This is a genomic window from Veillonella sp., from assembly GCF_019414865.1.
Taxonomy (GTDB): domain Bacteria; phylum Bacillota; class Negativicutes; order Veillonellales; family Veillonellaceae; genus Veillonella.
In genome coordinates, this window is sequence record NZ_DXLG01000042.1 from 1 (window position 1) to 12979 (window position 12979).

Here is a 12979-nt window from a genome sequence, read left to right on the forward strand (position 1 = left end):
CAGAACGGTCTGTGTTTATGGAAGAAAGTTTAAAATAATGATAAAATAACTTAACCGATTTTTTAGGATTAATAATTCTAAAAAAATAAAGTGTTGTATTGAGTGAGTTGAATGTAAATCAAAGAGGTAAAATATGAATAAAAAACAGTATATGATGATGGCCGCATTCTTATGTGCCACAACAACATCCATGGCTGCACCTGTTAATGTAACAACTGAACAGTCTTACGATTCTAAAATATTACAAACTGAAGGACACACACCACTAGAAACTAGTGCATCTGTAGTGAGCTCTGATAAAGAGTATCGTCTACGACAAGGTGATGAACTAACTATTCAAGTTGTACAACAAGCAGATCTAGGTACACGTAATGGTAACGATATTATGTATACTGTGCGTCCTGACGGATATGTATCATTCCCTATGGTAGGACCAGTAAAAGCAGATGGTTTAACTGTCGATGAGTTTACCGCCCAATTGCAGCAAGGTTTATCTCGGTACATTATTAATCCGGATATTACTGTAAATGTTACAAAACTCGGAGGAGTCCGGGTGTACGTATTCGGTGAGATTAATAAGCCTGGTGCTTATACATTGACTAAGTCTAGTACTGTTATTGATGCGATTGGTGCTGCTGGTAGCTTTAACTGGGATACAGCTAAAAAGAAAATTTACTTAATTCATCAAGACAATCCTGAAAAACCAATTCCTATTAATTTAAATCGCATGTTACAAACTGGAGATATGTCCGAAAACTATATTATGCGAGAAGGGGATGTTCTTTACTTGACTAAAAATAGTCGTATTAACTTTGCTCGTGATATTGTTCCAATTTTGACTAGTGCATACATGGTATCACGTATCGGTAAGGATTAAGGATAGGGTTTATCTCACATATAAGGGGGCGTTCTTTTGCGTTCATATTTATTACCAGCCATACTGTTTATTGCCGATATTGCGACGATTGTTATTGTTGCTTTCATTAGTTTATTTATTAGATTTGATGGCTATATTGAACCTCGATATATTGACCAAATGGTAGACGCATTGCCAATATTGCTTATTTCGTATATGTTGATGTTCTTGCTTATGCATTTGTACACGCGTATTTGGCGTTATGCAGGGATGCGAGAGGTATTGGCAGTATTTGTCGCTACGACAGTAGGTACAGCAATCTTTTACTCCTCTATGTTTGTATTTGGTAAATCATTACCAAGATCAATCTATTTTATTACTTGGTTCCTTACAACTGGTGCAGTAGGTATGGGACGTATGTTGCTACATTATGTGGCGCTTCACTATAGTAATGGGGATGATGGTGAAAGTGGCCAAGTAAATACACTCATTATAGGTGCTGGTGATGCTGGTGCAATTATAGCTCGTGAAATTGAACGGTATCATAAGCGTTCAAGACGTATTATTGGCTTTGTTGATGATGATATGTATAAACATAACCGGTTGATGAATGGTTTTAGAATTTTAGGGAATCGTGAAGATATTCCAATGCTTGTAGCAAGATATAAGGTTGAAGAAATTATCATTGCTATGCCATCGGTAAAACGTGATGTTATTCGAGAAATTATGGAAATCTGCTCACCTCTAAAATGTAAAATCAATACATTACCTGGGATGTACCAATTATTAGATGATGAGGTTTTAGTATCTCATTTGCATCCTATTTCCATTGAAGATTTATTGGAACGTGATGAGATTCATCTAGACACATCAAAAGTAGAACCATATTTGAAAGATAAAGTCGTTCTTGTTACGGGCGCAGGTGGTTCTATTGGCTCTGAAATTTGTCGGCAAGTATTACGGGTAAGACCTAAAAAACTATTGTTACTAGGTCATGGTGAAAATAGTATTTATCTTATTCACCAAGAGTTGCGTTCAATTGTGCCTGAAGGTACATTGGTTCCCATTATTGCTGATATTCGAGATAAAAATCAGTTAGACCAAATCTTTACCGATTATGAACCAGATGTAGTATTCCATGCAGCAGCTCATAAACATGTACCGCTTATGGAAATCCAACCGATTGCAGCGGTGTTAAATAATATTTATGGCACTCGTAATGTGGCAGATGTAGCAGGCGCACATGGTGTTGAGCGCTTCGTTATGATTTCCACAGATAAAGCAGTAAATCCAACAAGTGTTATGGGGGCTACGAAACGGGTGGCAGAAAAGGTTGTACTTGGTATGAATCACAAGTACGATACAAAGTTTATTACCGTTCGCTTTGGTAATGTTCTTGGTAGTCGCGGCTCTGTTATTCCATTATTCCGCAAACAAATTGAAGCTGGTGGACCTGTAACAGTTACAGATCCTGAAATGACTCGTTACTTTATGACTATTCCAGAAGCAAGCCAACTTGTATTACAAGCTGGTGCAATGGGAAATGGTGGTGAAGTGTTCTTATTAGATATGGGTGAACCAGTAAAAATTGTTGATTTAGCGAAAAATATGATTCGTCTTTCTGGATTTGAGCCTGATAAAGATATTCGCATTGAATTTACTGGTTTGCGTCCAGGTGAAAAGCTATATGAAGAATTATTAACTGCTGAAGAAGGTACTAATACAACTACACATAAGAAAATCTTTGAAGCTGCCTTAGAAGATGTAAATCAAGAATGGTTAAGCCGTGAAATTGATCGCTTTGAAACATGTAAATCTGACTTGGATGTAATCAATGTATTACAAGACATCGTTCCTACATATCATCCAAATCATAATGTATAACAATTTAGTTACAATCATTTATTTAGAGCTGTAGTCTACGTGAGAGGGAGATATACAGTAACTATTCCTAAGAGGGAGAGACCCTGTTGTTTGTATACTTTCACAGAAAGGGGTATATGGGTGGAACAAATTATTGATTTAAAAGAGGTCGGTAGAGTCCTCGTTAAACGACGTCGTAAGATTATCAATATTACGGTAGCATGTATAGTATTGGGTGGTGCATATGCTTTCCTAGCACCATCTACATATCAATCTACATCTATGTTGCGCATTAAACAATCTCAAGGATTAAGTAATTCTGTTTTATCAAGTACTAATGGTTACTCTGACTCTATGGCGCGTCAATTGATGAATACAGATGCTGAAATTTTAAAGAGTCGTAATGTTGTAGAACCTGTTATTGCAGCGATTGAAGATCCAGAAGGAACAGGTAAAGCACCTACATACGAAGAGTTTGTTAAAACACGTATTGAAACAAAACCATATAAAGAAACTGAATTATTACAAGTTAGTGTAACTGGTAAAAGTCCAGAACAAGCACAAGAGGCTAATCAATTATTAATTGATACATTCTTAAAGCGCTTGGCAGATATTTCCCATGTTGAGCAACGGACGACACGCGAATTTTTACAAAAACGTGTGGTAACTGCAAAAGAAGAATTGGGTCAAGCAGAAAAGAAATTACAACAATTCCAAGTGGACAATAAGGTATATTCCACGGCGGATCAAATGAAGGGGCTAACAGATAAGATTACCCTTATTGATCGTGAGAAAGCTCAAAACCAATTGGATTTGGAAACGGCGCAAGCAGCTTTAGGTAGTATTAATGAGCAATTAGGCTCTGCAGGTAAAAGTATTGCTGATAGTGCAACTGTTCAAGCATATAAAGGACAATTAGCTGACTTAGAATCTCGTAAGGCCTCTTATGTTGGTAAATATACTGATGAGCATCCGGCAATGAAAGAGATTAACCAACAAATCGAAGAAGCTAAGAGTGGTTTAAATGCTGAAATTAATGCTATTGCATCTCAACAAGCTCCATCTAGTAACTCTGCACAGCAAGGTTTGTTAGCAGATAAATTCAAAAATGAAGCGGCTTTAGCTGTAGCACAAGGTAAAGAATCTACATTAGCTGAACTTGATAAAGAAAATGAGGAGGCTATGAAAGGTTTGCCTGAAAAAGAACGTGGCTATATCCAGGCAAAACGTGATGTTGATGTAGCCCAAGACATTTACGAAATGCTATCTAAGCGTTTGGAAGAAGCTAAAGTAGCTGAAGTAATGGTACCAAATGAAGTTCAAATTGTAGATGCTCCTACATTACCAGAAAAGGCTATTGCACCTCGTAAAATCCTTATTTTATTAGGCTCTGCAATTTTGGGTATTATCCTAGGCTGCCTTTACACATTGGGTCAGTTCTTCTGCAACCGCAAGGTTCAATCGGTACAAGAAATCAATGATATTCTTGGCATTGAAAATTTAGGTGTCATTCCAAATCATGAAGAAAAGGAATATGAAGAACCAAGCAATCGTATTGTAGCATTGTGGCGTAAAGTGAGAGGTTAATATGATTAGACTAATTTCTAATGAGCGTGGTGATACACCACTTGTAGAAGCATATCGTACATTGCGTAGCAATTTACAATACGTATGTAATCAACATAAATGTAAGATCATTTGTATCACCGCTGCCACTAGTGGAGAAGGAACATCTGAGGTAGCGGCTAATACGGCATTAGCTTTATCGAAGAATAATAACAAAGTTCTTTTGGTAGATGGTAATTTACGTAATCCAGTTCAGCATGTAGCATTCAACGTGCAAAATAAAGGTCTTACTAATGCAGTTATTATGGATGAAGACTTGACGATTCATCGCAATATTGTTCCTCATTTAGATGTGCTTACTGCTGGTGAAGTAGTTAGCCATCCTTCAGAGGTAGTTGATTCTAGTAAATTATCTACAATTTGGGATTATATCCGCGACGAATATGATGTAGTTATCATTGATACACCACCAGTATTAGATGTTACGGATGCCATTGTATTAGCTGAAAAATCTGATGGTGTCATGCTTGTTGTTAAAAATGAAGTAGCAAGTCCTAAAGATTTAATAGAAGCTAAGAAACGACTTACTCAAGTTGGAATTCCTTTATTAGGTTCTATCGTCATTGATGTGTAGTCAATAATTTAATATATATTCCATTAGATAAATCAAGCGTATCGATAAGGTACAGAAAGTAATGAGGTGATGTATATGAAAATTAATTTTTCCCCTCCTGATATTACAGAGTTAGAAATCAATGAAGTTGTTGAAGCCTTAAAGAGTGGTTGGATTACAACTGGACCGCGTACTAAAGAATTAGAAAAAAAGATTGCGGCACAATTAGGTACACCTAAAGCTGTTTGTTTAAACTCTGCTACCGCAGCGCTTGAGATGTCCCTTCGAGTATTAGGTATTGGACCTGGCGATGAAGTAATTACAAGTGCCTATTCTTATACTGCTAGTGCAAGTCCTGTTGTTCATGTAGGGGCTACACTAGTTCTTGTAGATACCCAAAAAGATTCATTTGAGATGGATTATGATGCTGTCGCTCGTGCTATTACACCAAAAACAAAGGCAATCATTCCTGTAGATATTGCAGGGGTACCTTGTGATTATGACCGTTTACGCTCTATTGTAAACGAAAAGAAATCGCTATTTACACCTGCCAATGATATTCAAAAAGCATTGGCACATATTCCTATCGTTGCGGACTGTGCCCATTCCTTTGGTGCTTCATACAAAGGTATACCAACTGGCAATGTAGCTGATTTTAGTAGTTTTTCCTTCCACGCAGTAAAGAACTTTACGACTGCCGAAGGGGGCTGTGCTACATGGCGACATATAGATGGTATTGATGATGAAGTCATTTATAAGCAATTCCAATTATTATCTTTGCATGGACAAGATAAGGACGCCCTTGCTAAGACAAAGGCTGGTGCATGGGAATACGATATTAAGGGTACATATTATAAATGTAATATGACCGATATTATGGCGGCTATTGGTTTGGCTCAATTAGAAAGATACCCAAAACTGTTAGCACGACGTAAGGAAATCATCGTAGCTTATGATGCAGGTTTTAAAGATTTACCTGTTACATTGTTACATCATTATACTGATGAGCATCAAAGTAGTGGCCACTTATATTTAGTACGATTAGATGGTCAAGATGCTGAATACCGTAATAAGGTAATTGAGGCTATGGCTGAAGCTGGTATTGCAACCAATGTTCACTATAAGCCAATTCCTATGTATACGGCTTATAAGAATTTAGGATTTACCATTGATGATTATCCAAATGCTTATAATCAATTTAAAAATGAAATCACATTGCCTCTTCATACATTGCTAACGAATGAAGAAGTGCAATATATCATTGAAACATTTAAAAGGATTATTACCGAATGTTAGTAAAAAACTTTTACGATCTACCACAAGAGTTGCAGTGTGAAGAGGTGCGTCCATATTTTGAAATATTGAATCAAAGACGAACAAGCCTTCTTTGTAAAAGCATATTTGACCGTGTTATAGCCGCTGGTATGCTCATTGTATTAAGTCCTGTATTTTTGGTGTTAGCCATCATGATTAAACGAGATAGCGAAGGGGAGGTCTTCTTCCGCCAAACTCGGGTGACGCAATATGGTCGTACCTTTGGTATCTATAAATTTCGTACCATGGTAAAAAATGCGGAATCATTAGGTGCTCAGGTGACATCACAGAATGATATGCGCGTTACAAAGGTAGGCAACATGCTTCGTAGCTGTCGTCTTGATGAATTGCCTCAGCTAATTAATATCCTATTAGGAGATATGAGCTTTGTTGGTACAAGACCAGAGGTGCCTCGCTATGTGGCGGCCTACACCAATGAAATGAAGGCGACTTTATTATTGCCAGCTGGTGTTACTAGTGTGGCAAGCATTGCCTATAAAGACGAAGATCAACTTTTACAAAATGCTAAAAATGTTGATGATGTTTACATTAATGAGGTTTTACCAGGCAAGATGGCTTGGAACTTAAAGAGTATTAAAGAGTTTTCCTTTTTACAAGATATTAAAACGATGGTTGATACAGTACTAGCTGTATTACGTTGAAAGAGGTCCCTATGAGTACATCTATGACAAAGGAAATACAAGAAAAAGAGCTTGCTATGTTGCTGTACTTTAAAGAGTTTTGTGACAAACATAATTTGCGCTTTTACCTATGTGGCGGTGGTCTCATTGGGGCTATACGTCATAATGGTTTCATCCCTTGGGATGATGATTTAGATTTATTTATGCCACGTCCCGATTATGAAAAATTAGCTGAATTATGGCCTAAATATGCAGATACAGAACGGTATACTTATTGTCGAACTGATCGAAATCATATTTATCATGATGCGGGTGCTTCTATTCGAGATAACAACACGACATTTATTAATCGTCATAGTATGCATGAAGATATTTGTCATGGTTTGGCTCTTGAAATTATGCCTATTGATGGATGTGCACCAGGAAAAATTAGCCGTACTTTACAACTTATGTGGGCCATGACCTTTGCACTTTTTAATGCACAACGTTTACCGGATAATAAAGGACCGATGTATCGTGCATTGGCAGGATGTATTTACAAGGTATTCTCTAGTCAGTCATTACGTTACCATATATGGCGCTTTGCAGAAAAGCAAATGACCAAATATGATTTTAATACGAGCAAGGAGTGTACTGAGTTAATTGGTAGTTTAAAAGGCATGAAGTTGCGTCATCCTCGAGAAGACTTTGCTTCTGTTGTATATAAAGACTTTGAAGGTCATCAAATACCTGTTATGAAAGGGTATGAAAGATATTTACGTCTCATTTGGGGCGACTATATGCAATTACCACCAGTAGAACAGCGTGTAGCAAAACATGATGCTGTGTTTGCTGATTTACATACACCTTACAAGGAGTATAGAGGCATACATTATGCCAAGAACGAAGCTCAACCTTAAGGAGGGCCTATGAAACGAATAGCAGTAATCTTTGCGGGTGGCGTAGGTGCTCGTATGAATAACAGCAAGACGCCAAAACAGTTTCTAGAATGGAACGGTAGACCTATTTTGATTCAAACCCTAGATGTGTTTGAACAAACCGACTCTATTGACGGTATTGTTTTAGCTTGCAAAGCAGAGTGGATTGATCATACTAAAAACCTCATCAAAGATGCTGGTTTACAAAAAATTGTATCCATTGTTCCAGGTGGAGACAGTGCTTTAGACTCTCAATATAATGGATTGACAGAGGCAAAACGATTATTTCCTAATGAAGAGGTTACCGTATTGATTCACGATGGTGTTAGACCACTTGTGGATAAGGCAACAATAGAGAGAAATATTGAATCTGTAGAAACAAAGGGTTCTGCTATTACGGTTACACCTGCTATTGAAACCGTTATGGTTACAGATAATGGTTCTATAAACCGAATTTTAAATCGTAGTGAATGCCTTATGGCAAAAGCACCTCAAAGCTTTAAACTAGATGATATTCTATCGGTTCATGATCGAGCAAAAGCAGAAGGCATCCATGATTTTATCGATTCTGCATCCATGATGATGCATTATGGATACACCTTGTATCCAGTATTAGGGGAGACAGAAAATATAAAGATTACTACACCTTCTGATTATTATATGTTCACAGGTATTATTAAAAACCGTGAATTAGGAGGATTACAAGATGAGTAATTCCGTTATTAAACGCGAGTTAACAGCTTTACTACAAGACAAAGAGTACTTTGAATTCCTCCGCCATCAGCGCATTCTTGTGACAGGTGCGACGGGACTTATTGGCTCTATGTTTATAAAATTGCTTATACTTGCCAATGAGACTTTTAACTTGGACATAAAGGTAATAGGTCATGTACGAAGTCATGATAAAGCACAGGCTATATTAGGTAACTACTTAGATAATGATTCCATTACACTTATTGATGGTACTTTAGAATCTATTGACGTACCTTGTGACTATATCTTACATGGTGCTGCACCAACACAATCTAAATTCTTTATGGAGCATCCAGTAGAAACTATTCGTACATCTATTCATGGTACGGAAGCTATGCTTGAATTAGGTCGTCATAAAACAGTAAAAAAACTTGTGTACTTATCGAGTATGGAACAGTATGGTGTACCCTATGAATCTGGACAAGTGATGACAGAAGAACGATTAGGGTATTTAGATCATTTAAATATTCGCAGTTCTTATTCTGAAAGTAAGAGATTATGTGAGTGTTATTGTAAGTCCTATGCTATAGAATTTGGAGTTCCTGCTGTTATAGCTAGACTTGCTCAAACTTTTGGACCAGGTGTTCCTGTATCTGATAATCGTGTATTCATGCAGTTTACTAAGAGTGCTCTACGAAATGAAAACATTATTCTTCATACAAAAGGTGACTCCATGTCGAACTATTGTTACATTACTGATGCATTAACGGGCATTTTAACCCTCATGAAAGATGGCGAAGCTGGTGAAGCATATAATATTTGTCATGATGAGGAAACTCGCTCTATAGCAAGTATTGCACATTTGGTAGCAACTCATGTAAGTCATGATAAGAGCGAAGTGATTTTTGACATTCCAGAAGATATACAGGGTTTGGGATACGCACCGACAGTTCACATGTTCTTAAGCTCTAAGAAGTTGAAATCTTTAGGTTGGCAGCCTAAAGTGTCAATGGCACAAGCCTATGTAAGACTTGCAGAATATATCCAAGAGGAAGGCTTATGAAAAAGGAAATAATTATTGTTACCATCTCCCTCGGTAATGATGGGGCTGAACGTATTTTAACAGAGTTAGCTCGTCAGTGGGTGCATGATGGTCACCATATTACGGTTATCCAAACAAGCCCTAATCGTTATGGTAATGAATATGCTTTAGAGGATGGTATTGAACAAATTAAGATTCATACTACAAGCTCTAATAAAGTAATTCGCTTTATTCAGGAAATTAAAGAGCTGATCAAGATTTTGAAGACAAGACCTAACGCAACATGCTTATCGTTTTTGTCGGCATCGAGCTTTATTCTCGCCATTAGCTCTTGGTTTGTTAAGAATCGCATCGTCTTTTCGGAGCGAAATAATCCGCGTAAGGTGCCTATTGGTTGGCATCAACAAGCGTTGCGTAATTTTGCCTTTAGATTTGCTGATGCGTTAGTATTCCAAACTGAGGATGCTCGTTCATATTTCCCTGAATCTGTACAAAAGCGTGGTGTTATCATTCCAAATCCTATTAATGGTAAACTGCCACCACCAATAGAAGGGGAACGTGAGAAGACAATTGTTACGGCCTGTCGATTACATCCTCAAAAGAATTTGCCTATGATGATTAATGCTTTTAGTATGCTGGCAGATGAGTTTCCAGAGTATAAACTTGTCATTTATGGCCAAGGTGTTTTAGAGGATGAACTACGTGCTCAAATTAAAGTGCTCAATTTAGAGAATCGTATTTTATTACCTGGCTTTGCTAGTAATATTTTAGAGAAGGTTGCACCTTGTTCTATGTATGTTTCATCATCTGATTTTGAAGGTATTTCAAACTCTATGTTAGAAGCACTTGGCATGGGCTTGCCTGCTGTAGTTACAGACTGTCCAGTAGGTGGTGCTCGTATGGTAATAAATAGTGGAGAAAATGGAATCTTGGTACCTGTAGGAGATACAAAGGCCATGTATGAAGCTATGCGTAGTATTCTGAAAGACCCTGCATTAGCAGCAAAACTTTCACAGGAAGCTATCAAGGTGCGTGATAAATTCCCACTATGTAAAATTGCTAAACGTTGGTTAGATGTTTTATGAGTTGTAAGGAGGAGAACCATTGAAGTTAAATATAACGGCTATTGCTGACCGCATGATATGGTTCATAACTCTAATTTTTTTAGTGTTGTCGTTGACCATTTCCTTTGCCCTTGGCGATGCGAATTATGGTGCCTATGTATTATTTGTATGCCTATTTGGACTTATTATTTTTTATCTCATACGAGAGCAGGGAGTTATTAAATTTAGGCTTACCTGGATGCATGGTTATATGCTCCTCTTTATTGGAGCCTGTTATCTGAGTACTATTAATGCTATAGAGCCATCAGTGGCATTTAGCCGAAGCTTTGATATCGTCAAGATATTCTTTATGCTTATCATTTTATACATGTGTTATCAAGATAAAACATCGGTGGACACATTATTAAAAATTGGTATGTGGACCGGTTATATAGTTTGTTTTTATACGGTATATTTCTATGGCTTAGATTACTTTATTACGGTTTTGTCATCTTCTGCACGAATTGCAAATGATGCATTAAATGCGAATACTGTAGGTTTATTAGGTGCCAATGCTATCGTTATGACATTGTATTACATGTTATACGATCGACCTCGTTGGTGGAATATTATAGCCTTACCTACATTGGGTATTCTAGCAGCTACTGGTAGTCGTAAAGCTTTAGTATTTGTTGTTGTTGGTACAGTATTACTATTTGTATTTAAAAGTTTACGTAGTGCCAATGTAGTAAATTCTATTGTGAAAATTATAGGGTCCTTATTGGCTCTTACGTTAGTTGGTATTGCAGTCTTACAATTGCCTATGTTTTCAGAGGTTCTGGATCGTATGTCGAGTATGGTGGATGCTTTCTCCGGTACTGGTGGTGACTCATCTACCATTATTCGTTTAGCCTTGGTTGATATAGGGTGGGATTTATTTTATCAATCGCCCATCACTGGGGTGGGGGTAAATAATCCATCTGTACTTACCTATTTTTTATATGGTAAAGAGAATTATTATTTACATAATAATTATATTGAACTATTAGCGGGTACAGGGGTAATCGGCTTATTGGCGTATTACTCAATGTATGTGTATATAGCTTATAACTTAATTCGTTATCGAAATTTTCATAGCAATGAATACGTAATGGTGCTCATTTTATTCCTTTCTCAAATCGTCATGGATATGGGGATGGTGTCTTATGAAAGTAAGAGTACATATTTTTATATGATGATGTTTTATTTAGAGGTGCAATTGATCCGGAAAGGACGTAAAAATGAAGCTCAGCAAGTTATGTAAAGTTGGCATGTCCTTTTTAACAAAACCTTACTATCGCACAAGAGTATTAATCAAATTAGGTTATTATGATTCTTTATCTGATGAAGAGTTTTTAAAGAAAGTATTCCCAAAATACATGGGCTATCCTCTAGATTTAGAGAATCCTAAAACTTTTAGCGAAAAGTTACAATGGCTAAAGGTTAATTACAGAGACCCTATACAAACTGTAATGGTTGATAAAGATGAAGCTAAGAACTTTATTGCTCAACGGGTGGGTGAACAATATATAATTCGCACACTTGCTGTTTGGGATTCTGTAGAGGATATAGACTTTGATGCATTACCTAATCAATTTGTTTTGAAATGTACACATGATAGTGGGGGCATCGTTATTTGTAAAGATAAGTCATCCCTTGATCGAGAAGCCGCTAAAGCTAAATTAAGTACATCCTTACAACGGGATTATTCGCGTATAGCCAGAGAGTGGCCTTATAAAGATGTTCCTCGTCGGATTATAGCAGAGGAATATTTATCTGAGTTAGGTAGCAATGAAATCTTAGATTATAAAATGTATTGCTTCCATGGTAAACCAAAGTTGACTGTAGTATGTTCTGACCGCTTTTCTAAAACAGGAACGCGTATGAATTTTTACGATATCGATTGGAAACCTATGGGCATTCATTTTGGCCATTATCCGCCGGTATCAACTGAGTTTACAAGGCCTGAAACATATGAAGAAATGCTAAGATTGGCTGCTGAACTTAGTAAAGACTGCCCATTTTTACGTGTTGATTTCTATGAAATAAAGGGACGACTTTATATTGGAGAGTTAACGTTCTTCCCCGGTGCAGGATTAGAAAAGTTTCGTCCTATGACAAAAGATTATGAATTGGGAGAGTGGTTACACCTTGAAACTGTACATCGGGGCTGATTTTGTCCCAACGGATATAAATAGAAAATTATTTGAATCTGGTAATGGAGAGGCTTTGGTTGGTAAGGAGTTACTGGGACTTCTAAAGGAATCTGATTTAAATGTATTTAATTTAGAGGTGCCTTTAACAGATGCATCTACTCCGATTAATAAATTTGGTAATAATTTAAAGTCTCTTACAAAAACAATCTATGGTTATAAGGCTTTAGAACCTATAT

12 protein-coding genes and 1 pseudogene are annotated in these 12979 nt (G+C 37.0%); all 13 read left to right on the top strand.

Features of this window, described 5'->3' with window-relative positions; translation table 11 throughout:
- Positions 1-133 precede the first annotated feature (133 nt).
- On the top strand, positions 134-877 hold the full coding sequence (locus QZ334_RS04150; protein ID WP_295232185.1) for a polysaccharide biosynthesis/export family protein: 744 nt from the start codon (positions 134-136) through the stop codon (positions 875-877).
- 36 nt (positions 878-913) lie between these two features.
- Complete coding sequence (locus QZ334_RS04155; protein ID WP_295232188.1) at positions 914-2740, top strand: polysaccharide biosynthesis protein; 1827 nt, start codon at positions 914-916, stop codon at positions 2738-2740.
- 120 nt (positions 2741-2860) lie between these two features.
- A complete protein-coding gene (locus QZ334_RS04160; RefSeq protein WP_105094450.1) occupies positions 2861-4306 on the top strand; it encodes a GumC family protein in 1446 nt (481 codons plus the stop codon).
- Between the two features lies 1 nt (position 4307).
- Positions 4308-4919: a CpsD/CapB family tyrosine-protein kinase gene (locus QZ334_RS04165; RefSeq protein ID WP_295232192.1), complete on the top strand. Its 612-nt coding sequence runs from the start codon at positions 4308-4310 to the stop codon at positions 4917-4919.
- A 69-nt stretch (positions 4920-4988) separates the two neighbouring features.
- Positions 4989-6194 (top strand): DegT/DnrJ/EryC1/StrS family aminotransferase, encoded by a 1206-nt coding sequence (locus tag QZ334_RS04170; protein WP_323758621.1) that lies wholly within the window; start codon positions 4989-4991, stop codon positions 6192-6194.
- Positions 6188-6874, top strand: a complete 687-nt coding sequence (locus tag QZ334_RS04175; protein WP_295232197.1) for a sugar transferase — start codon at positions 6188-6190, stop codon at positions 6872-6874. Before QZ334_RS04170 ends, QZ334_RS04175 begins: the two co-directional genes overlap by 7 nt.
- Positions 6875-6885: 11 nt before the next feature.
- On the top strand, positions 6886-7752 hold the full coding sequence (locus tag QZ334_RS04180; RefSeq protein ID WP_295232200.1) for a LicD family protein: 867 nt from the start codon (positions 6886-6888) through the stop codon (positions 7750-7752).
- A 9-nt stretch (positions 7753-7761) separates the two neighbouring features.
- A complete protein-coding gene (locus QZ334_RS04185; RefSeq protein ID WP_295232203.1) occupies positions 7762-8484 on the top strand; it encodes an IspD/TarI family cytidylyltransferase in 723 nt (240 codons plus the stop codon).
- Positions 8477-9526, top strand: coding sequence for an NAD-dependent epimerase/dehydratase family protein (locus QZ334_RS04190; RefSeq protein WP_295232206.1), 1050 nt, complete (start codon positions 8477-8479; stop codon positions 9524-9526). The genes QZ334_RS04185 and QZ334_RS04190 overlap by 8 nt, the downstream gene beginning before the upstream one ends.
- Positions 9523-10590 carry a glycosyltransferase gene (locus tag QZ334_RS04195; RefSeq protein ID WP_295232208.1) on the top strand — a complete coding sequence of 356 codons (1068 nt, stop codon included), beginning with the start codon at positions 9523-9525 and terminating at the stop codon, positions 10588-10590. The genes QZ334_RS04190 and QZ334_RS04195 overlap by 4 nt, the downstream gene beginning before the upstream one ends.
- A 19-nt stretch (positions 10591-10609) precedes the next feature.
- Entirely contained in the window at positions 10610-11851 is a 1242-nt protein-coding gene (locus QZ334_RS04200) for an O-antigen ligase family protein (protein ID WP_323758622.1), read from the top strand.
- Positions 11829-12761, top strand: coding sequence for an ATP-grasp fold amidoligase family protein (locus tag QZ334_RS04205; RefSeq protein WP_295232213.1), 933 nt, complete (start codon positions 11829-11831; stop codon positions 12759-12761). Before QZ334_RS04200 ends, QZ334_RS04205 begins: the two co-directional genes overlap by 23 nt.
- Positions 12739-12979: pseudogene (locus QZ334_RS04210) on the top strand (CapA family protein); the annotation flags it as partial. The gene QZ334_RS04205 and the pseudogene QZ334_RS04210, both read left to right, overlap by 23 nt.

What these genes read in the sequence shown, in the direction of transcription:
- QZ334_RS04150 (WP_295232185.1), top strand. Translation starts at nt 134, where the DNA reads ATGAATAAAAAACAGTATATGATGATGGCCGCATTCTTATGTGCCACA.
- QZ334_RS04195 (WP_295232208.1), top strand. Translation starts at nt 9,523, where the DNA reads ATGAAAAAGGAAATAATTATTGTTACCATCTCCCTCGGTAATGATGGG.
- QZ334_RS04165 (WP_295232192.1), top strand. Translation starts at nt 4,308, where the DNA reads ATGATTAGACTAATTTCTAATGAGCGTGGTGATACACCACTTGTAGAA.
- QZ334_RS04205 (WP_295232213.1), top strand. Translation starts at nt 11,829, where the DNA reads ATGAAGCTCAGCAAGTTATGTAAAGTTGGCATGTCCTTTTTAACAAAA.
- QZ334_RS04175 (WP_295232197.1), top strand. Translation starts at nt 6,188, where the DNA reads ATGTTAGTAAAAAACTTTTACGATCTACCACAAGAGTTGCAGTGTGAA.
- QZ334_RS04185 (WP_295232203.1), top strand. Translation starts at nt 7,762, where the DNA reads ATGAAACGAATAGCAGTAATCTTTGCGGGTGGCGTAGGTGCTCGTATG.
- QZ334_RS04170 (WP_323758621.1), top strand. Translation starts at nt 4,989, where the DNA reads ATGTATATGAAAATTAATTTTTCCCCTCCTGATATTACAGAGTTAGAA.
- QZ334_RS04190 (WP_295232206.1), top strand. Translation starts at nt 8,477, where the DNA reads ATGAGTAATTCCGTTATTAAACGCGAGTTAACAGCTTTACTACAAGAC.
- QZ334_RS04180 (WP_295232200.1), top strand. Translation starts at nt 6,886, where the DNA reads ATGAGTACATCTATGACAAAGGAAATACAAGAAAAAGAGCTTGCTATG.